This is a genomic window from Aquimarina sp. U1-2 (assembly GCF_017897595.1).
In the GTDB taxonomy this organism is placed as follows: Bacteria; Bacteroidota; Bacteroidia; order Flavobacteriales; family Flavobacteriaceae; genus Aquimarina.
Window position 1 is genome coordinate 1 of record NZ_JAGKIK010000017.1, and the last position, 21,981, is coordinate 21,981.

Annotated in this window: 13 protein-coding genes; 9 read left to right on the forward strand and 4 right to left on the reverse strand. The window is 35.0% G+C overall.

Features of this window, described 5'->3' with window-relative positions; all coding sequences use genetic code 11:
* Nucleotides 1-126 precede the first annotated feature (126 nt).
* From J8281_RS16680 to J8281_RS16695, 4 genes are all read right to left on the reverse strand, one after another.
* Nucleotides 127-636, reverse strand: coding sequence for a hypothetical protein (locus tag J8281_RS16680; RefSeq protein ID WP_210198795.1), 510 nt, complete (start codon nucleotides 634-636; stop codon nucleotides 127-129).
* A 320-nt stretch (nucleotides 637-956) separates the two neighbouring features.
* The gene (locus J8281_RS16685) at nucleotides 957-1,904 is read right to left on the reverse strand and encodes an SPFH domain-containing protein (protein WP_210198796.1); all 948 of its coding nucleotides are present in this window, start codon (nucleotides 1,902-1,904) and stop codon (nucleotides 957-959) included.
* A 179-nt stretch (nucleotides 1,905-2,083) separates the two neighbouring features.
* On the reverse strand, nucleotides 2,084-3,601 hold the full coding sequence (gene gltX, locus J8281_RS16690) for a glutamate--tRNA ligase (protein WP_210198797.1): 1,518 nt from the start codon (nucleotides 3,599-3,601) through the stop codon (nucleotides 2,084-2,086).
* A 346-nt stretch (nucleotides 3,602-3,947) separates the two neighbouring features.
* Complete coding sequence (locus J8281_RS16695) at nucleotides 3,948-5,003, reverse strand: alkane 1-monooxygenase (protein ID WP_210198798.1); 1,056 nt, start codon at nucleotides 5,001-5,003, stop codon at nucleotides 3,948-3,950.
* Between the two features lie 99 nt (nucleotides 5,004-5,102).
* On the opposite strand from J8281_RS16695, the gene J8281_RS16700 reads away from it, so the two are divergent.
* The 9 genes from J8281_RS16700 (at nucleotide 5,103) to J8281_RS16740 (ending at nucleotide 21,939) form a co-directional block, all read left to right on the forward strand.
* A complete protein-coding gene (locus tag J8281_RS16700; protein WP_210198799.1) occupies nucleotides 5,103-8,510 on the forward strand; it encodes a DUF4175 family protein in 3,408 nt (1,135 codons plus the stop codon).
* Nucleotides 8,503-8,925, forward strand: coding sequence for an rRNA maturation RNase YbeY (ybeY, locus tag J8281_RS16705; protein ID WP_210198800.1), 423 nt, complete (start codon nucleotides 8,503-8,505; stop codon nucleotides 8,923-8,925). Before J8281_RS16700 ends, ybeY begins: the two co-directional genes overlap by 8 nt.
* A 173-nt stretch (nucleotides 8,926-9,098) precedes the next feature.
* The gene (gene mnmG / locus J8281_RS16710) at nucleotides 9,099-10,970 is read left to right on the forward strand and encodes a tRNA uridine-5-carboxymethylaminomethyl(34) synthesis enzyme MnmG (protein ID WP_210198801.1); all 1,872 of its coding nucleotides are present in this window, start codon (nucleotides 9,099-9,101) and stop codon (nucleotides 10,968-10,970) included.
* Nucleotides 10,970-11,449 (forward strand): hypothetical protein, encoded by a 480-nt coding sequence (locus J8281_RS16715; RefSeq protein WP_210198802.1) that lies wholly within the window; start codon nucleotides 10,970-10,972, stop codon nucleotides 11,447-11,449. Before mnmG ends, J8281_RS16715 begins: the two co-directional genes overlap by 1 nt.
* 453 nt (nucleotides 11,450-11,902) lie before the next feature.
* Nucleotides 11,903-12,754, forward strand: a complete 852-nt coding sequence (locus tag J8281_RS16720; RefSeq protein WP_210198803.1) for a class I SAM-dependent methyltransferase — start codon at nucleotides 11,903-11,905, stop codon at nucleotides 12,752-12,754.
* 369 nt (nucleotides 12,755-13,123) lie between these two features.
* Entirely contained in the window at nucleotides 13,124-13,654 is a 531-nt protein-coding gene (locus tag J8281_RS16725; protein ID WP_210198804.1) for an OmpH family outer membrane protein, read from the forward strand.
* Nucleotides 13,655-13,958: 304 nt separating this feature from the next.
* Nucleotides 13,959-15,716, forward strand: a complete 1,758-nt coding sequence (locus tag J8281_RS16730) for a T9SS type A sorting domain-containing protein (RefSeq protein ID WP_210198805.1) — start codon at nucleotides 13,959-13,961, stop codon at nucleotides 15,714-15,716.
* Nucleotides 15,717-16,331: 615 nt separating this feature from the next.
* Nucleotides 16,332-18,377 (forward strand): gliding motility-associated C-terminal domain-containing protein, encoded by a 2,046-nt coding sequence (locus J8281_RS16735; protein ID WP_210198806.1) that lies wholly within the window; start codon nucleotides 16,332-16,334, stop codon nucleotides 18,375-18,377.
* A gap of 4 nt (nucleotides 18,378-18,381) precedes the next feature.
* On the forward strand, nucleotides 18,382-21,939 hold the full coding sequence (locus J8281_RS16740) for a PorP/SprF family type IX secretion system membrane protein (RefSeq protein ID WP_256437915.1): 3,558 nt from the start codon (nucleotides 18,382-18,384) through the stop codon (nucleotides 21,937-21,939).
* Nucleotides 21,940-21,981 lie beyond the last annotated feature (42 nt).

Consider the following 21,981-nt stretch of genomic DNA (forward strand, 5'->3'; position numbering starts at 1 on the left):
GTTTTGCTAACTCTAATAGTCCTAACTTTGGTTTGATGATTTTTTCTTCTGTGTTCATCTGACAAATATTTAAATTGATTTAAACTAAATTACTAAAATTGTCAGATTAAGTATTAACTATTACAGTTAATTTTCCGCAATATGCTCATCTAGAGGGATATCAATATCGGTTTTAAACTTAGGAAACAACTTTTTAGTTTCAGGATCATCTAGAAGTTTATTCGATTCTACAAAATACCATTGCTCTTTCTTATTGTTATAAAAACCAAATAATGAACTTTTTAAAGTTACCAATCTCCCGCTAAAATCCATTTCTGTAGTGGTTGTTACTAAGCAGCGATATTCTTTATTCTCTTTTTTGACATCGGTAACTTCATCTACGGTAGCATTAACAATTTTTATTTTTTGAGCATCCATCGTCCTGAAAATGTCATTCATAGTTTCCATAAGTTGTTGCTCACCATAAGCTTTATAGACTTTTGGATGTGTGTATTTCAAGATGGTACTTAAATTTCTGTCTATAGATGCTTGTGAAGTTGCTTTAGCATCTCTTTCTGCTTGCTTTTTTAATGTTTTAATATTTTGGGAAAAAATAGTTCCCGAAATAAAAAATAAAATAATAACATATTTTTTCATACGTTTAAATTTTTTAGAAACGAAATAATTAAAAATTGAGAACGTATGTAGGCGCTACGCTCTCACATTAAAAATTTTAAACACTCCCCTTAGTGAAGTAATTTTTAAAATTTATTCATGTGCGTTTCTTAGGGATAAATTTTGATAAAGATACATATTTTAAATATTATCAGTAGTTACTATTAAAAATACAATTTTTATAATTTTTAACTATTAAAATAGAGCGAATATAATGCGGTATTATGTGTTTTTACATATAAGTATACTTAGACTACGAATGCATGCCGTTTACGTAAATAGAAACGTTCTATTGGGATTTTTTAGTTGGTATCAGGTTTTTTTCTGGTGATTCCTTTTTTGGCATTTTGTTTTTTCATTTCTTCTCCAATTTGATTAGAAGCTGTAAAAGAAGCAATCATATTATTGAGCATATCACTTCCAGCTTGCGGAGAGTTAGGCAATAAAATTAAATTCGTGTTAGTTTCTTCTCCTATCGATTGAAGTGTGTCGTAATGTTGAGTAACCACAATTAGTGCAGAGGCTTCCTGAGAATTGATACCTACATTATTAAGAACATCTACACTTTCTTCAAGACCTCTTGCAATTTCTCTACGTTGATCTGCAATTCCTTGTCCTTGCAATCTTTTACTTTCTGCCTCAGCACGTGCTTTTGCCACAATTTTAATACGTTCGGCTTCGGCTTCATATTCAGCTGCTACTTTTTCACGTTCTGCAGCATTAATTCTATTCATAGCTTCTTTAACTTGTAAATCTGGATCGATGTCGGTAACTAGTGTTTTGATAATGTCATATCCATAGTTAACCATAGCTTCATTAAGTTCTTGCTTCACTGCAATGGCAATATCATCTTTACGTTCGAATACATCATCAAGTTTCATTTTGGGAACTTCGGCACGAACCACATCAAAAACATATGACGTAATTTGGTCATGAGGGTTTTCTAGTTTGTAAAATGCATCATACACTTTGTCTTTGATCACTTGAAATTGAACCGATATTTTAAGACGTACAAACACATCGTCTTTCGTTTTCGTCTCTACGATAACATCAAGCTGTTGTATTCTTAAATTAATGCGTCCGGCAATTCGATCAAAAACAGGAATTTTAAAATGTAATCCAGAATTTCGGATACTTAGAAATTTACCAAAGCGTTCTACGACTGCTGCAGTTTGTTGTTTAACAGTAAATATTCCTGATATAAGAATGATAAAACCGAAAATAAATAGAGGAATTAGATAGAAGCCCATGGTTATTTAGTTTAGAAGTTATGAACTGGTTTACGTTTTTTCCATTTCTGACTCAAATCCAAAAAGCATAAACCAGTTCTATAAATGAACATGATGAATGTACTGAAAAATTGCATTAATAACTAATTGAAGGTATAAAGAGATATTTTTACAAAACGTGTATTTGGTTTCACCTTACTTCAGACCGATAGCCGTTCTATTGCATTTTGTATTCTTTGAATGGTTTCTTCTTTACCCAGTGCAGCTGTAATAAAAAATAAATCAGGGCCTTGTAAATCACCAACAAGAACCAGTCGTAATGGCATCATAATTTTTCCGAATCCAATAGCTTTGGCAGTAATCCAGCCTTTTACTTCTTGTGATACTTTTTCTTCCGAAAAATCGGTAATACCATCAAGAACGCGAATCAATTCTTGTAGTAAAGCCGGGGTATCTTCTTTCCATGTTTTCTTTCCAGCTTTTGTGTCATAATTAACAGGTGCGATGAAAAAGAATTTACTAAGAGCCCAGAGATCTTTTGTAAAAACTGCGCGTTCTTTTACAACGTCTATAATTGCACTGAGATTTGTATCAGTAACGATATTTTTTTCGGCAAGTAGTGCAGAGAATTCTTCGGTCAATATAGAAGTATCCGTTCGCTGCAAATGTTGCTGCTGAAACCATTTTGTTTTCTCAGGATCAAATTTGGCTCCTGCTTTATGTACCCGCTTGAGATCAAATTCTTGAACTAATTCTTCTAGAGAGAACAGTTCTTGTTCGGTACCTGGATTCCAACCTAGAAACGCCATCATATTAATTACTGCCTCAGGAAGGTAACCATCTTCTCTATATCCTGATGATATTTCATGAGTTTTGGGATCTTTCCATTGAAGTGGAAATACTGGAAACCCCATTTTATCACCGTCTCTTTTACTTAATTTTCCTTTTCCAATAGGTTTTAAAATAAGAGGTAAGTGTGCAAATTTAGGAGATTCCCATTCTAGTGAGCGATATAATAATACATGTAGTGCAAGAGAAGGTAACCATTCTTCACCACGAATAACATGAGTGATTTTCATTAAATGATCATCCACAATATTGGCCAAATGATATGTCGGCATGCCGTCGCTCTTAAACAATATTTTGTCATCTAATGTATTCGTATCGATCTGAATGCTACCTCTAATTTCATCAAAAAGTTCTAAATGTTCATTTTGTGGGGATTTAAATCTGATTACGTAAGGTGCACCAGATTGTAATTTTTTTTCGATTTCTTCTTGAGACAAACTTAAAGAATTGTCTAGCTTTTCCCTATTATGCCAATTATAGATAAACGTTTTCCCTTTAGTTTCATGATCTTTTCGATGGTATTCGAGTGCTTCAGAAGTATCAAAAGCATAGTAGGCGTGCCCTTTTGCTATCAATTGGTCTGCGTATCGCTGGTACAGATGTTTGCGTTCGCTTTGTCGATAGGATCCAAAGTCACCCTCCTTTCGGGGTCCTTCGTCATAAGGAATGTTGCACCAGTCTAGAGCTTCTTTGATATAGTCCTCAGCTCCTTCTACATAACGGTTTTGATCGGTATCTTCTATTCTTAGGATAAAGGTGCCCTTATTTTTTTTAGCAAAAAGATAATTAAAAAGTGCGGTTCGAACACCGCCTATGTGCAATGGTCCGGTGGGACTGGGTGCGAAACGAACCCTAATTGTGTTTGTCATAGTATGTGGTAATGAACTTAAAAGTTTCCAAAATTAGGGTAAATATACGATGTTCAAAAGGGTAAAAAGGCGATTTCTAACAAGAAATTTAAACCTGCTCTATGCATTAGAATTTCGTCATGAGGGTCGAAAATGCCATGACAAAGCATTGCTTTGGGCGAGACGTAGCGTTGGAAGTGTTTTCTAAGTTTCAGCATAGCAGTTTATCCTGAGCGGAGTCGAAGGGCTACGGTGAAACTTAAAAATACAACGTAGAGCTTGGTTTTGCAGCAGTTTAAAGCCGTAATACCTGCCCGCCTTTTTCTAAATAAATAGCAGGCGGGAATTTTCTAATGCATAGAGCGGGTTAAACCATTTTCTTGGCCAGTTTTTTCATTTCGAGTGGTACATGTTTGTTCATAATCAAGAACCAAATTGGTGGAATAAGAGCCAATACCATAGAGGTTGGGTATCCAAAAGGTAGTTGGGGACTCTCGTTGTGATGATCCAATAGTTGATACTTCTTGGATGCGCGATGATGATGGTCACTATGTCGTGTAAGTTCGTAAAGCATAATTCTGCCTAACGTATGATTAGAGTTCCATGAGTGAATTTCGCGAACGCGTTCATATCGCCCAGAGGCAGTTTTTTTCCTTTTTAATCCGTAGTGTTCAATATAATTTATAGTTTCTAGAAGTAGAAATCCTGTTATGCCACTAAATAGAGCTACCTGGAATCCAAAAAATCCGAAATACAGGAAGATGAGTGACAAGTATGAGAGTGTGATGACACTATACCAGAGCATATCGTTTTTAAATGAAAAAAATCGAAGCTTTTCTTTTTTAAGTAGTGAAAATTGTATGTTCCAAGCACTTATATATTGACCTGTAATAGAGGTGATCCAGAAGAAGTAGACAGGTTGATTATAACGTGCCGTAGCGGGATCTTCTGTAGTAGCTATTTTTTGATGATGTCCAAAATTATGTTCTATGTAAAAATGCATGTACAAAGATGGTAGTAATAATGCTTTACCAACAAAACGTTCTTTTGTGAAACGATGGCCTAATTCGTGAGCTACATTAATTCCATTTGTTCCCAAAACTATTCCAGTAGAAAGTATTATACCAACGAGTTCATAAGTTTGTAGTGATACCGTAGTAGTAACATAAAGTGTTGTAAATAATACACCGTAAACAATAGGTAAATTAAGATATAAAAGCCAATCAAAAATTTTATTATGTTGTTTTTCAAGACGATTTTTATCGTTTAAGTTTTTTATAGAAGATTGCGTAAAAAGATCGATGAAAGGAATAAAACCGAAGGCATAAATAGGGGTGAGATACGTAAATAAATCTTTAAACCATAATCCTAGTAGAGCCATTATAGGAATAGTGTAGGCACAAAGGTATTTTAAATCTTTCATAACCAGATTATTAAAAGGAGTTGAATTATTATAAATATAACAATTCTATTGAAAATAAAATTGTAGTTTTAAAGGTTATTGAAAAAGCAGCATGTAGTTATGAGCAATTTTGAATATATAAAGGTCGAGTTAGAGAAATTTATTAGGCGATATTATAGTAATGAATTAATAAAGGGGGCGATTCTATTTTTTGCTATCGGAGCTTTGTATTTTCTGGTAACTATGTTAATTGAGAATTTCCTATGGCTGGGAAAATTAGGAAGAACCTTCCTATTTTGGTTGTTTGTCGCGGTAGAAGCAGGACTGTTCATTAAATTTATACTACTGCCAATAACCAAGCTATTAAAGTTGACCAAAGGTATAGGATTTGATGAAGCATCCAAGATTATAGGGAATCATTTTCCTGAAGTGAATGATAAATTATTGAATTTATTACAGTTGCATCAAAAGGAGTTTTCTTCTGACCTATTGTTAGCAAGTATTGAGCAGAAATCAAGTCAGTTAAGACCTGTTCCTTTCAAAGTGGCTATAAATTTTAGAAAAAACTTTAAATATGTAAAGTATGCTGCGATACCGGCACTCCTTTTTCTCTTATTATTCATTTTTAATAAAACTAATTGGATATCAGATAGTTATAAAAGAGTGGTAAATTATCAAGTGGCGTATGCACCACCGGCGCCATTTCAGTTTTTTTTGCTGAACGATGTACTGAATGTCTATGAAGATCGTGATTTTTTACTTCGGGTAAACGTAAGTGGTGAAATTATTCCAGAAAGTGTGACTATTGCGTATAACGATGAGGTGTATTTTATGAGAAATATCGGACAAGGAAATTTTGAATACACCTTTAATCAGCCTAAAACATCGACAACGTTTATGTTAGAAGCAAACGGAATCCAGTCGATACCCTATACGCTATCGGTAGTACCAGTGCCTACGTTGTTGAATTTTGAAATGAATCTTGATTATCCAGCATATACCAAAAAGAGAGACGAGCGATTGCAAGGTTCGGGTAATGCTGTGATACCCGAGGGCACTAAAGTCACCTGGAATGTACGTACAAAAAACACAGATAGGGTAGAGATTAGAGCCAAAGATTCATTGTATAAATTTTCAAAAAACCAAGATATTTTTACAAAGGATGTAAGGGTGTATTCAAATATGGAATATGAAATTACAACATCAAATAGAGCCATACAGAATTATGATAATCTTGCTTTTAATTTGAACGTAATAAGGGATCAGTTTCCTGAGATGCGTATACAATCAGAACGAGATTCTATTAGCGAACAGACCTTATATTTTTATGGTCGGGTAAGTGATGATTATGGTTTAAGTAAATTACGATTGGTATATTATGATGTGAATGATATTTCTAGTAAAAGGTATGAACGTATTCCTATCAATCAAACGAATTTTGATGAATTTGTTTATACTTTTCCTTCAACTCAAGAATTAACTCCTGGTGTTACTTATGCTATGTATTTCGAAATTTTTGATAATGATGTGATTCATAATTATAAGAGTACGAAAAGCGAGGTTTTTGATTTCAGAAGGCTAACTAAAAAGGAACTGGAAAATGCGCTTCTTCAAAAACAAAACGAAGCAATTTCAGGATTAAACACTTCATTAGAGAAATTTAAGAAACAAGAAGAAGCCTTAAAAAGTCTATCAAAATTACAAAAGGAAAAAAGAAGATTAGATTTTAATGATAAGAAGAAGTTAGACGAATTTCTGGAAAAGCAAAAGCAACAAGAAAAAATGATGCAGGACTTTACCAAAAAGCTAAAAGACAATTTAGAGCAACTTGATAAAAATGAAGAGAAAGAACCTTTTAAAGATGCATTAAAAGAGCGGTTAGAAAGAAATGAAGAGCGTCTTAAAAAGAATGAAAAATTACTTGAAGAATTAGATCGTTTGGCAGATAAAATTCAGAAGGAAGAGCTTACTGAAAAATTGGAGGAACTAGGCAAAGAAAATAAGAACATCAAAAAGAACCTCGAACGGTTATTAGAATTAACAAAGCGATATTATGTAATTGAAAAACATGAAAAATTAGCTGAGGCTTTAGAAAATCTTGCTGATAAACAAGAGCAGCTTTCTAAAAAAGAAGATAATGAAAATTCTAAAAAGAATCAGGATGAATTGAATAAGGAATTCCAAAATTTTCAAAAGGAGATGGAGGAACTGAGAAATGAAAATGAGAAACTAAAGAAGCCAATGGATCTTGATCAGGATAAGAACGAAGAAGAAGAAATAAAAGAAGAGCAAGAAAAAGCAAGCGATAATCTTGAACAGCAAAAAAATACAGAAGCTAAGAAAAATCAAAAAAGTGCTGCGCAAAAGATGAAGCAAATGAGTCAGGGAATGCAGATGCAGATGCAAATGTCTGGAGCAGAACAGCAAACGGAAGACATGCAAATGTTACGACAGATTCTCGATAATCTAGTTGATTTTTCTTTTGAACAAGAGGACTTGATGGCAGGGTTCAAAAAGATCAATAAGGATAATCCATCGTATTCTAATAAATTGAAACGACAGAGTGTGCTTAGAGAAAATTTTATTCATATCGACGATAGCCTATATGCACTTGCTATGCGCACACCGCAAATCACAGAAGACGTGACTAAAAAGCTAACCGATATAGAGTTTAATATTGATAAATCGTTAGAAAGGTTGGCTGAAAATCAAATTTTACAAGGAGCAGCTAATCAACAATACACGGTAACAGGTGCTAATGATCTGGCATATTTATTAAGCCAAACTCTGGAACAAATGCAAAACAGTATGTCGGCATCTGGAAAGGGAAAAAGCGGTTCGAGTCAAAATGAATTTCAATTGCCGGATATAATTAAAAAGCAAGAAGAGCTTAATGAGAAAATGAAAGAAGGGTCAGAGAAAGGAAAGAAACCTGGAGAAAAAAAAAGAGATCAAAAAGGTGAAGGACAAGGTAAGGATGGTGAACAGGGAGAACAAAAAAATGGTGAAAAGAATGGTAAAGGAGGCTCTAAAAATGGAAAGGATAAAGGAAATAATCAAGGGAAAGGTGCTCAAGAAAATGATGGTGAAAAGGAAAACGACATTAACGAAGATCTAAACGGGGAACTGTATGAAATATACAAACAACAACAGCAATTGCGCAATGCATTGGAAAATAAAATAAAGGAACAAGGGGTGAAGAATGAATTAGGAAGTACTCTTTTGGATGAAATGAAAAGGGTAGAACAAGCGTTATTAGAAAATGGATTTGATCAAAGTACGCTATCCAGAATGATTGAATTAAAGCACAAGTTATTAAAATTAGAAGAGGCATCATTGCAACAGGATGAAGACGATAAGAGAGAAAGTGCGACGAATAAAAAGTCTTTTGAAAGTAACGCCGCCGAGAGAATAAAGGCAGCAAAACAATATTTTAATACTACTGAGATATTAAATAGACAAGTGTTACCTTTGCGGCAAAATCACAAACGAAAAGTACAGGAGTATTTTAAAAAGAACAATGATTAATTTTTTCTTTGAGACTGATATAAATCTTTTGGATAAGGATAGAGTAAGTAATTGGATAACGGGGGTAATTCATTCTGAAGATAAGACAGCAGGTGAGATTAATTATATCTTTTGTGATGACGAATATTTACTGAAATTAAATCAAGAGTTTTTAGACCATAATACCTATACCGATGTAATTGGTTTTGACAATACGATAGGTAATGAGTTACATGGAGATATTTTTATATCCTATGAGAGGATAAAAGAAAATGCAGTACAATTTAAAGTTGATGTAAATGAAGAACTAAGACGCGTAATGGTTCACGGCATACTTCATTTTTGTGGCTATAAAGATAAGTCTGCTAAAGATAAAGTAGTAATGACCAACAAGGAAAATGAAAAACTACAAATGTTCCACGTGGAACATTTGTAGTTTTGATTATTTACATTGTTCCACGTGGAACAATGTAATAGTACTATTACGGAGTGGATTATTTTAATGCATTTTTGATAATGGAAAAACTATATTTCAAAAAGCGTTGTAGGTTCACCCATAGATTATCAATTTTATGATAACGTTCCACGTGGAACAATTTATATAGAATTATGTTTGAAAAGGAATATGATGTTATTGTTGTAGGTGCTGGTCATGCAGGAAGCGAGGCAGCGGCCGCAGCTGCAAATTTGGGTTGTAGTACGTTGTTGATTACAATGAATTTGCAAAATATAGCTCAAATGAGTTGTAACCCTGCTATGGGCGGTATAGCAAAAGGGCAAATTGTTCGAGAAATAGATGCGCTAGGTGGATACAGTGGGATAGTAAGTGATAAAACGGCTATCCAATTTAAGATGTTGAATAAATCTAAAGGACCTGCAATGTGGAGTCCTAGAGTGCAGAGCGATAGAATGCGCTTTGCTGAAGAATGGAGATTATTGCTAGAGCAAACAGAACATCTTGACTTTTATCAGGAAATGGTAGGTGGATTGATCGTAAATGATGGAAAGATATGTGGAGTAAAAACTTCGTTGGGGATTGAAGTACGTGCCAAAACTGTAGTCCTTACTAACGGAACTTTTCTAAACGGATTAATTCATATCGGCGAAAAGCAATTTGGTGGAGGTAGAGCTGGTGAAAAATCGGCGACCGGAATTACAGAACAATTGGTGGATTTGGGATTTGATTCCGGAAGAATGAAAACGGGAACACCCCCGAGAGTAGATGGCCGATCATTAGCGTATTCAAAGATGATTGAACAACCAGGTGACGAACATCCTGAAAAATTTAGTTATTCAGATGCTACCAAACCACTTTTAGAACAAAGGTCTTGTCATATGACCTATACGTCTACTCAGGTTCATGATTTGCTGAGAGAAGGTTTTGATCGATCTCCAATGTTCAACGGACGAATAAAAAGTATAGGCCCTCGGTATTGCCCATCTATAGAAGATAAGATTAATCGTTTTGCCGATAAAGATCGACATCAGCTTTTTGTTGAGCCCGAGGGTTGGAACACCGTAGAGGTATACGTAAATGGTTTTTCAACCTCGCTACCCGAGGATGTTCAATTTAAGGCTTTGCGATCTGTTGCGGGTTTTGAAAAAGTGAAATTTTTTAGACCGGGATATGCAATCGAATATGATTATTTTCCACCGACGCAGTTAACGCATACACTAGAAACAAAATTAGTGTCTGGTTTATTTTTTGCCGGACAAATTAATGGAACAACCGGATATGAAGAAGCGGCTTCTCAAGGTTTAATTGCCGGAATTAATGCGGCGCTAAAAGTTAAAGAAAAAGAAGCCTTTATTCTAAAAAGAAGCGAAGCCTATATAGGTGTTTTAATTGATGATCTTATCACAAAGGGCACAGAAGAACCGTATAGAATGTTTACCTCTAGAGCAGAGTATAGAACGTTGTTAAGACAAGACAATGCAGACTTTAGGTTAACACCAAAATCTTTTGACATTGGTTTAGCTTCAGTAGAGCGAATGAAACGAATGGAAGAGAAAGAAAAAAAAGCAACTGCATTTGTGCAATTTTTTAAAGAAACAAGTGTGTCGCCAGATGAAGCTAATCCTGTTTTAGAAGCAAAAAATTCGTCACCAGTAAAGCAAAGTGGGAAAATGTTTAAACTATTTGCCCGACCGCAAATTACTTTAGAAGATGTCAGAAATTTCGAAAAAGTAGAAGCCTATATTAAAGAGCATCATCTGGATAAAGAGATATTAGAACAAACCGAAATCCAAGTAAAGTATTCAGGATATATAGAGAAAGAAAAAAATAATGCAGATAAATTAAATCGTTTAGAGGAAGTTAAAATTCCAAAGAATTTCGATTATACAAAATTAAAATCATTGTCTTATGAAGCTTGTGAAAAAATGTCAAGAATAAAGCCTGCTACCATTTCTCAGGCATCAAGAATTAGCGGAGTTTCCCCTAGTGATATTTCTGTGTTATTAGTGTACATGGGTAGGTAATGGAATATGTAATTTTAAAACAAGAAAAGGCATTAAAAGGAAGGATACTATCAATATTGATTTTGGCCTTTTCTGTTTTTTATGCATTTCAAACTTCTGTACCAATATATTCGCGAATATTTATGCTCTTGATAGCTTTGGGCATGTTTGGCTTTTCTATTTCTTATAAAATTAATCTAGATTTTAACAATCAGAAACTATTTTCGATTTTTGGAGTAGTGTTGATCAAAACAAAATTGAAGTTAGAATTTCCAGACTATATTTCTGTTTTTTCTACTTCTTTTAAATTAGATAATGAATGGGGAGCGGTAAGTGCTATCGGAACCCAAGAAAAACATGACAAAACAGTAGTTCGGTTTTTTACGGGAAACAGATATGCTACACTGTATAGGTCTGCAAGTTATCAAAAAGCCTTAGATAAAGCTAAAGCCTTACATACTATGTTGTCTATAGAAATCTATGAAGCCGATAAATCATAGTTCCACGTGGAACAAAATTAAAAATTTGATAACTCCTATTGGATATTTCAATCTTCAAGAGTCTTAGAGTGCAAATTTGATCATCTATTTGTGTTTTAATGGTCAGTTAGAATCGTTAGAATATTATTGTTATTCTTTTATATTGATGTAGCTGTATTATAAAATTTAAAACATCTACGTTTTAATTATACCATAATTAATATCTTGAGTTTGATTGTTATTTTGTTGAATAGTATTTGTTTACTTTCGCCTGTTTGGTCGACCGGTCTCGAGATCGGGTTATGAATTTAAAATTACTTTTCAACCTTGCAAGAGAGGACAAAAACAAACAAGGTTTTTAAAAATCAATAAATTAACAAACGAACTTGGGTTAATAGGATATCAAAACAGTTAAGAATGAAAAGAACCTTTTACTATTGAATAAACATTCCTAAAAAAGTATGCAAATAACAAATGAATAAAGAACAAAGTTTAGAGGTTTTTATCACCTGTAAAGATCATAGTGTATCAGGAGAAGAGTTTAAGTTGCTTCATGATGTTGAATACGATATGCTGGTTACTTTTCCGAAACCTAATGATGCAGATTTAGGTACATATTATGAAAGTGACGATTACATATCACATACCGATGCTAAGCGTTCGCTCTTTGAAAACATGTATCAATGGATAAAATCATATGCCTTAAGAAAAAAAGTAGGGTTGGTTTCCAAATTGAATAATGGACCAGGAGAACTTTTAGACATCGGAGCGGGAACAGGTGATTTTTTGGTTGCGGCAAAAAAAAAGAGGTGGGCAGTATCTGGAACAGAACCTAACGATCATGCCAAAAAACTAGCAGAGCAAAAAGAAATTAGTTTAGTTTTAGAAACGTCGAATTATGAAAATGAGAAATTTGATGTCATTACCATGTGGCATGTTTTAGAACATGTGTCAAATGTGAAAAATCAAATTGAGGAATTACAACGACTTGTAAAACCAAATGGATATGTTGTGATTGCTGTTCCAAACTTCAAGTCGTATGATGCACACTATTATAAATCGTTTTGGGCAGCCTACGATGTGCCGAGACATCTATGGCATTTTTCAAAAACTTCAATTCAAAAACTTTTTAGTACTCAAGGTTTTAAATTAGAAACAATTGTCCCAATGCGATTTGATTCGTTTTATGTGTCTTTGTTGTCAGAAAAGTATCAGCATGGTAAAATGAACTTTTTAAAAGCGTTGTGGGTGGGGTTCTATTCAAATATAAAAGCAATACACTCTAAAGAATTTTCTTCGCATATCTACGTGCTTAAAAAACAATAATTCTTTGTTACTGGCTTTTTAATACGTTTTCGATAGTTTATATAGCATAAGACATTGCTTTTTTTCAAAAAGCCGTTAAATCGTCTTATTTCGTATCTTTTTTAATAGCTTATATCTATTGCTTTATTCAGAATAATCGTTTTTTGTTATGAAATGATATTTTAAAGCTTTATTATTCATGGGATCACTCGAACTTTGATATTTTTGCGCAGAACTAAATTTTTGAAAGACTAAACGAACATTCATAAATTTTAAAAATTATTTCACCAAAGGGAATATTTGAAATTTTTAATGGGAGAGCGCAGCGGTTACCTACGTTCTCAATTTTTAAATTATTTCGTTTTTAAACAATTAAAAACATTTAAACGTATGAAAAAATTCTTATCGGTTGTTAGTGTAGTTTTAATAATAACTGCCTGCAATCAACAAAATGTAAAAACAGGTTTTGTAAATAATACCAAAGTAGTTTCTGAATATGCAGAGATGAAAGAAGCTCAAGACAAATGGACTAAAAAGAACAACGAAGTAAGAGCAGAACTTGAGGAAAAGGCAAAGCAGTTCCAGATCGAGGTGCAAGGATATCAGAATATCATGAAATCTATGTCCAAAACGAATAGAGAAAAGAAAGAGCAAGAGCTTATGGGTAAACAGCAGGTATTGCAACGAGAACAGCAAACTAGAATGCAAGAAATCCAGCAAGGTAGTCAGCAAGAAATAGACTCTATTATAGGTAAGGTAAAAGATTTTATCAAAGACTATGGTAAAAAGAATGGATATACCTATATATATGGAGACACCGAGGTAAGTAATATTCTTTATGGTAAAGAAGAATTGGATATTACCGATAAGATTATCAAGGAGCTCAACGGAGGAAAAGAGCCCGTTTCTGAAGAGAAATAATAATGGTATTTGAGCTATTTTTATAAAAACCTCACCAATTTTGGTGGGGTTTTCTTTTAGAAAGCATTCTTAATGAATTGAGTTATGGTATTCCCACATAGAATATCGACAAAAACCCTTTTTTGTCGATATTCTTGTTTTTCACCCATTGATTTAAAGAAAGTTATTAATCTATAGTTTGTTTTTAAAATAATGATTTTTAATAACTTACATTCAATGTTAAATAACAAATAATTAACCTTTGTGATTTTTGGAGAAAAAGATTTATTTATAATTTGTAAGAATAATCTTAAAATCTTAAATTATGAAAACTATTTTATTATGGATCTCATGTTTTGCAACCTTGACAATTAGCGCATTAGAAACTAATGAATACACACTTTCTTCTACTCAGTGTGATCCTGTAGCTATTCCAGATCCTAATTTTGAGCAGGCATTAATAGATCAGAATATTGATAGCGACGGTGTTCTTAATGGACAAATATGCAGGGTAGATGCCCAATCAATAAGAATACTTTCTGTTGTTAATAAGAATATTTCAAGTTTAATAGGTATAGAAGCATTTACAAATTTAAGAGAATTAAATTGTCAGATAAACAACTTAAGTAATATTGATGTCCGTCAAAACATATTACTAGAAAGTTTTAGTTGTTTCAAAAATAATTTATCTAGTATTAATGTCACTCAAAACATCAATTTACATAGCTTACAATGTGGAAATAATAATCTAACATCTATTGATATTAGCGCAAACACAAAATTATTCCAGTTTTCGTGTAACGACAATAGAATCTCTGTTTTGGATTTAAGTCAAAATTTAGAATTAGAAAGCATCAGATGCTACAGAAACTTAATAAGCAGTATTGATCTTAATAACCACACTAAGTTAAGTTCTTTAAATTGCTCATATAATCAGATAACTAATTTACAATTACCAAATAATGAATCTTTAAATAGTTTAATATGCCATAATAACAGATTAACTCGTTTAGATTTAGGTAATAATCCAATAGGTCAGCTTTGGTGTAGCGATAATCCAATAAAAAGTCTTGATGTAAGCAATAAGCTTCTTGGTTTAGAATTAATTTGTGGAGGTCCAGAACTTGAAGAATTAAATCTAGACAACACTCCAAATTTAGGATTGCTATTGAAAATCACAGAATCTAAATTGACAGAATTAGATTTGTCTAATCACCCTAACCTAAAAGAAATTTTTATTGCTAATTCTCCAATTCGTAGTGTAGATATAAGTAACACAAAGGTTAGTAATGCCATTTTTAGGAATAATCCCAATTTGCATACACTAAATTTAAAAAACGGCATACAAATAATAGACTTAGATGCAGTAAATGTTCCAGAATTATCGTGTGTTGACGTAGATGATACTTCTTACGCTCGTGCTCAGGTAGAAAACCAGAATTGGGAGGTAGACTATCAGATTAGATTCGGAGGCAATTGTCAAAGCTATAGACCTGGACCAGTTAGCAATCTATCTTGCCTAACATATAGTTTTGGATCTTCTTCATTCTTAGCGATGAGTTGGGAGTATGACTCTTCACTTTTAAATTATATTGATAAGTACGAAATAGAAGTTACTTTTAGTGATGGAAATATAGGGTACTACGAATCTCAGAAAGAACTTAGTAATTTAACTATTCCCTATTCTGCAAACATACAATCTTGGAGGGTAAGGCCTTTCAATTCGAGAACTAGTCTTGGTATTTGGTCTGAAAATGTTGTAGGAAGTCAATGTTCACAGTTACCTCCATTTTCGAATATAGAAAATGTTCCCCTTAGGTTTTCAAGGCATGGAGATATATCGAGAAACAAGGATGAAATTAAGATTTACCCTTCTCCGATAAAGCGCGGAGAGCAGCTTATAATTCAATCAGATTTAGAGATAAGTAACTTAGAAGTATTTTCTCTTTCAGGTAAAATAACATATAAAAGTGATGATAATGTCAAATTTGTAGATACAAATAAACTAACAAAAGGACCTTATATTGTTAAGATAGAAACAAAAAGCGGTGGTTTAATAAGTAAAATGATAGTGGTGGAGTAATAGAATAGTGAAAAGTATTGTCAAACAATAATTACATATAAGAAAAGATACTACCTCTTTCTAAAAGTAGGGTATTTTCTTTAAACCCTTTACATTACAACAAATTTTATGAGTTTTTTGTGGAAACAGATTTTTATTCTCTGAAATTTAAGTACTACAAAAAGGATTATTTAAGTCAAGATTAAATCTTAAATTCTTACACTTCATCGAAAAAAATTGCCTTTTTTAGGCAATTTTTTTTTAGGTAATAACGTTAAAAGCTTGAAAATTACAGAGAATTTTGGGTAACAAATAGCTCATATTCTTTATAAATTGAATACTATTTTGGTTGGTTTTAATTGTCATGATGAGGTTTTAGTACCGTTATAAATGACTGATTAACAAAATTTTATGTATATTAAGAGAATTTTGAAAATGACAACAAAGGCTTCTATACGGGGCGATATAAGCCGGGTCAGAAAATTATTACAAAAAAATAGTGAATTTTAGTTTGTCATAAACAATTAATTTATAATTTTATGTCTTGGTAAAAAATATATTAACAAGATTATCAACAAGCGCCCCAAATCGCAATGTTGATAAAAGTATATTCACTTTTTGTAAAGTGGGATATCCATGAAAAAAGAGCTTAACCTCATATCGTCAATTGCTATTGCTGTACTATTTTTTACAATACAAGTAACGGCTCAAATATCACCTCCTAAAGTTGGTGGTGGTATTTCTTTTGATGATGAACTTTGTGTTACATCAAATAGTCCAAATCGAGAAGCTCTGGCAAGTTCTGATCGAACTACTGACTTTCCTATCGGTACAGAATTCATTTTAGAAATTTCTGAACCAGATGGTACGTTTCCTTCAGAAAATATAAGACAACTTACCCGTTTCGTTTCCGGTACAGCTGTAGCTCCTGGTGGTGATATTAGATTTTCATTTCGAGTCCCTTCAGATTTAAGTAGTGATGACTACCGATTGCGAGTACGCTATATTGAACCTAATGGAAATGAAAATATTGGCCGTACTAATAATAGAGTAGCTATTCATTTTCTAGACCTTTCAGAAGATCCTGATGGATTAATAATAAGGGGTCCAAATCCAAATGCAAACATAGTGGCTCTTTGTGAAGGGGAGTCGGCCACACTCAATGTATCTATAACAACACTCAATAATTATGAATGGTTTCTAGATGATGAACTTGTTGGCACAGGCACTACTTTAGAAAATGTAACAGAAGAGGGCGTGTATACCGTTACGGCTAGTTACGGGCAATGTGATAGGCGCTTTACTCGTAATTCAGACAACATTACTGTGGTAAACTTCAACAAAACTACGGTTACAATTGATGGTCCAAGCACACAAGAATATTGTCCCAGTGATGTAAAAATATTAACGTGTAGTATTGTCGATAGTGGTCTTATATACGAATGGCGTAAAGATGACGAAATTCTAGAAGGAGAAACCGAGGCATCTATCATTTTACCAGAAAGTAATTTTGAAGGTGCTTATACCGTGACTGTCCGTGGGACAAGTACCTGTTCTGAAGAATCAAACCCCGTACAGGTCAATAATTTAGGGTCTGATATTACATCCAGACCCCCTCCAGAACTCATCTTTCTTCCTTCTCAAAGCTCCATACTTTTAGAGATAGAAACAAACGCCCCGCTAACCAGTACAGTCGAATGGTTTGTAGATAACGTTTCTCAGGGGACCCCCACACCAATTAGTGATGCTGGGGCATTGTCATTTTTAGTAACCAACCGTCCTTTAGTTTCGAATGCTACAGAGTACCGAGCCGAAATCGCTACCGATGATGTCTGTATGGATATACTAGAGGTGAGAACACTCGTATTCGCCGCTGTAGAGATAAGTTTAGAAATCGCAAACATTCTAAATTGTGATGATAATGCACTATCATCGCTAGCTTTAGAAAACTTGTTTGGTGTAAATATAGATGGTAATCCAATACCGTTGACTACCGATCAATATGCCTTCTTTGATTTTGAATGGTTTAGAAACGATACCGCTACAGGCATTACAGATACAACCATAGCTGTAGACGCTAACGATGTAGGTCAAACCTATGTGCTAAACGCCACCATTAGAGACGGCAGTTTTCCTACAGCTAGTTCTCCGGCGCTAGTCGTAGAATTTTTAGATGCGGTGGTTCAAATAGAAGTAGACCCACCCGTATTACCCGATGGAGGAACGGTGATACTTACTGCGCCACAAAGTGCTAATTATAGTTATCAGTGGTTTTTTAATGACGAGATCATACCCGGAGAAATTAGCAACAGTATAGAAGTAGATACCGAAGGAGAATATTATGTAGAAATAACGTTGTCAGAGTGTGTTGTAACATCAGAAAGAGTGACAGTATCTTCTACTGTACCTCCGGGAGTTTCAGAAATTATACCCAATATCGTTACCCCCAACAACGATGGTATTAATGACAGTTGGTTGCTTCCAGAATCTATGGTAAACCAACAGGATGTCGAGGTAACTATTTATGATGCAAGAGGTCAGGTAGATTTTATGGGGTCGAATTACCAAAATAACTGGCCTTTAGAAAATTCAAGATCATCGGGACAAAATCCGATTTATTATTATATAATCACGAGAAATAATTCCGTAGTCAGAAAAGGCTCAATTACGGTAATGAGATAGTTTTATGGTCAGAAAATTACTAATATGTACGCTGTTGTTATCGCTTATCCAAGTTAAGGGACAGGATGAAAGCGCCTCAAATTTTGGTGTGCTTCCAACAGATATTCCTACTCATAACCTCGTTACATATAATCGCTTTTATTTTAATCCAACGTTTTCTTTAGTTCGTGAAAATAAAAGATCCATCAACGTATACAACAAAACACAATGGGCGGGATTTAACGACAATCCTCAAACATATTTGATAAACTATACTGCCAATTTTGATGAGAAAACCGGAGTTGGTATTGGTTTATTTCAGCAAAATGAAGGAATTTACAGATATTTTGGAGGGGTTGCGAACTTTGCCTACAATCTGGAGTTAGACGATGATATGAACTTTACTTTCGGACTTAATTTAGGGTTTTCGCAAAGCGGAATTAAATCCAATATAGATTCAGCCACAAGTACGGTGCTCAACAATGGTGTACAGGTAAATGACCCAGTCATCCTTAACTTTGAAAACAGCTCAGTTTTTGTATTGAGTCCGGGTATAAATTTTAATTATGCTGAATTTGATGTCGGGGTTGCGGTATCTAATCTGGCAGCTTACAATTTAAGCGCAAGTGAATTACTTACCGATAATATGGCATTTACAGGTCATGTGATGTACACCACTAGCTTAGAACGACGCTCAGACAAAACGATACGCGGTATGGTATATGCCAATATGCTTCCCGATTTAGGACCCGATGATGTAGATGCCGGTTCGAATCTTAGATATGGCGGTAATGTTGTTGTAGCATTGCCAGAGCTAGGATGGGCACAAGCAGGATATAATAGTTTCTATGGTGCTTCAGTAGGTATTGGTGGTAATATTACTGAAAATGTTTCTGTAGGATATACCTATGAAATGGGTATGGGAGATACCAGCGAGTTTGGAGCTACTCACGAAGTCGTTTTGGCGTATAATTTTGCTACCGAGCGACCTAGAGGAAGGCGAAGAAGCGGTTCAAAATCAAGTACGCAAAAAGCTTATGAAGAGCGAGATTCAGAAATTAGAAGGCTGAAAAAAGAAATATTAGAACAAAATAAAATTATAAGAGATCTTCAGGATCAAAGCGGCGGACAAGTACAGAGTCAAGAGCAGAGAGCCATGAGTGAACTAGAGCGGTCTATTGCCGAAGCGAAAGCCAAAGAAGCAAGAGCGGCAAGCGAATTAGAATTAAAACGCGAAGAAGAAGTTAAATTGCTAAACAAACAACAAGAAGAATTAGCCGCTCAACGTAATCTGGAAAGAGAAGAAGCTGCCCAAAGAGCTGAAGAAGAACGTCTGGCTGCGCAACGAGAATTAGAACGTGAGGTAACGCAGCAAAAAACAGAAGAAGAACGTCTGGCTGCACAACGAGAATTGGAACGCGAAGTTACACAGCAGGAACAAAGTGCTGAAGAGACGCAAATAGCTGCGGAGGAAGCAGAAAGAGAGGCCGAAGCGGCTAAACAACAGGAAGAAGAAGAAAAATTAGCGGCGCAACGAGAATTAGAGCGCCAGGTGGCAGAGCAAAAAGCTGAAGAAGAACGATTAGCCGCTCAAAAGCAGCTAGAAAGAGAAGTAGCTCAACAAAAAATTGAAGAAGACAGAGTTGCTGCCCAAGCAGAGGCTACACGTCTGGCTGAAGAACAGCGTAAATCACAAGAGTTGGTTACCAATACCAGAGAAGTAATTGCCAATGGGAATTTAGAGGCATTGAGAAGCCAGGCTGAGATCGTAAGAGCCAGCACACTCCTTCCTGCAGCAGATACACAGCGTCTTATTACAGAACTCAATACCGCTATTCAAGCCAAAGAAGCTGAAGCTTCACGTTTAGCTGAGGAGCAACGTTTGGCTGCAGAAGCTGAAGCCGCTCGATTGGCTGAGGAGCAACGAAGTATACAAGAGCTTACGCAAACGACCAGACAGATGATTGCAACCGGTACGGTAAACGAACTTCGAAGTCAGGCTGAAGTGGTACGATCTAGCGAAATTCTTCCGCAGGCAGATCAGCAAAGTTTATTGTCTGAGATTGAAGTGGCGATAACTGCCAAAGAGGCTGAAGCCACCGAAGCTGCGAGACTCGCCGAAGAACAACGTTTGGCTGCAGAAGCAGAAGCCGCTAGATTGGCTGAGCAGCAACGAAGCATACAAGAGCTCACGCAAGCGACCAGACAAATTATTGCGACGGGTACAGTAAACGAACTTCGAAGTCAGGCTGAAGTGGTACGATCTAGCGAAATTCTTCCGCAGGCAGATCAGCAAAGTTTATTGTCTGAGATTGAAGTGGCGATAACTGCCAAAGAGGCTGAAGCCGCCGAAGCTGCGAGACTCGCTGAAGAACAACGTTTGGCTGCAGAAGCAGAAGCCGCTCGATTGGCCGAAGAACAGCGCAAAATACAAGAACTAATTGCGGCAACCAGACAGATTATTGCAACGGGTACAGTAAACGAGCTTCGAAGTCAGGCTGAGGTGGTGCGATCCAGTGAAATTCTTCCGCAGGCCGATCAGCAAAGTTTATTGTCTGAGATTGAAGTGGCGATAACCGCCAAAGAAGCTGAAGCTGCCGAAGCTGCCAGACTTGCCGAAGAACAACGTCAAGCCGCTGCCGCCGAAGCTGCTCGATTAGCTGAAGAAGAAAGAAAACGACAAGAAGCTGCCGCTGCTGCCGCACAAGAGAAAGAAGAAGGTTTAGACGAAATTAAACAAGAACTGGATAACAACAGTAGAGTATCGAGTAAGATATTCGCCCGTAGAGATTCCCTATTAACAACGGCGTTAAATGTAGATAAACGTGGATTTAATCAGCTGTTAGAATCGCTGGTAAACATGGGTGACGATGCAAGTGAAGCTAAAGATGCTGATCCGGTAAGTTCTAAAAGGCTTTCTGCAAGTAACAGGTTTGTTAAATTTGCCGATGCCACTAGACCACAGGCACAGTTCGCAACCAAATTTATACCCGGTTATCCCGAAGGATACTATCTTATAGGAAACGTATTTAAAGGTGGAGAGTACGCAAATAAATTTACAAGTACCCTTAAAGATTTAGGATTTAATGACTCGCAAATCATTGTAAATCCAGAGAATCAGTTCCAATATGTGGCCATAGAAAGCTATAGTGATAAAGATGAAGCTGCCAGAAAGTACCTCAATAATATTGATAATCGATACTTTGGAGATATGTGGATATTACATATTGCTAAAAGTAGAGTAGAATCTTTCAAGAGATTATTGCAGGAAACCAGACTGATCACCGATACTGTGAAGGATGATACGGTACTTACAGAAAGTTTATCATACATCGGTGGGCATAATATAGAGAACGGATATTATTTAATCACAAATATCCTTAAGAGAGAAAATTATTTTGAACGAAAAATGGAACAGCTTAAAGAACAGGGGTTAGAACCTAAGTTCTTTAGAAATCCAAAAGATAACTACATCTATGTGTATTTAAAGAAATTTGATAATCTGGATGAAGCGAAACAGAGTCTATTCTCAAATGTAAACAATTCCTATAGTGGTGATCTTTACATCTTGAAAATAGAATAATGAAATGACCCCGAACGATGACTAGAACGACCCAAAATAAAA

Coding starts and splice junctions, on each gene's coding strand:
- J8281_RS16680 (WP_210198795.1), bottom strand. CDS start 636: ATGAAAAAATATGTTATTATTTTATTTTTTATTTCGGGAACTATTTTT.
- J8281_RS16685 (WP_210198796.1), bottom strand. CDS start 1,904: ATGGGCTTCTATCTAATTCCTCTATTTATTTTCGGTTTTATCATTCTT.
- gltX (WP_210198797.1), bottom strand. CDS start 3,601: ATGACAAACACAATTAGGGTTCGTTTCGCACCCAGTCCCACCGGACCA.
- J8281_RS16695 (WP_210198798.1), bottom strand. CDS start 5,003: ATGAAAGATTTAAAATACCTTTGTGCCTACACTATTCCTATAATGGCT.
- J8281_RS16700 (WP_210198799.1), top strand. CDS start 5,103: ATGAGCAATTTTGAATATATAAAGGTCGAGTTAGAGAAATTTATTAGG.
- ybeY (WP_210198800.1), top strand. CDS start 8,503: ATGATTAATTTTTTCTTTGAGACTGATATAAATCTTTTGGATAAGGAT.
- mnmG (WP_210198801.1), top strand. CDS start 9,099: ATGTTTGAAAAGGAATATGATGTTATTGTTGTAGGTGCTGGTCATGCA.
- J8281_RS16715 (WP_210198802.1), top strand. CDS start 10,970: ATGGAATATGTAATTTTAAAACAAGAAAAGGCATTAAAAGGAAGGATA.
- J8281_RS16720 (WP_210198803.1), top strand. CDS start 11,903: ATGAATAAAGAACAAAGTTTAGAGGTTTTTATCACCTGTAAAGATCAT.
- J8281_RS16725 (WP_210198804.1), top strand. CDS start 13,124: ATGAAAAAATTCTTATCGGTTGTTAGTGTAGTTTTAATAATAACTGCC.
- J8281_RS16730 (WP_210198805.1), top strand. CDS start 13,959: ATGAAAACTATTTTATTATGGATCTCATGTTTTGCAACCTTGACAATT.
- J8281_RS16735 (WP_210198806.1), top strand. CDS start 16,332: ATGAAAAAAGAGCTTAACCTCATATCGTCAATTGCTATTGCTGTACTA.
- J8281_RS16740 (WP_256437915.1), top strand. CDS start 18,382: ATGGTCAGAAAATTACTAATATGTACGCTGTTGTTATCGCTTATCCAA.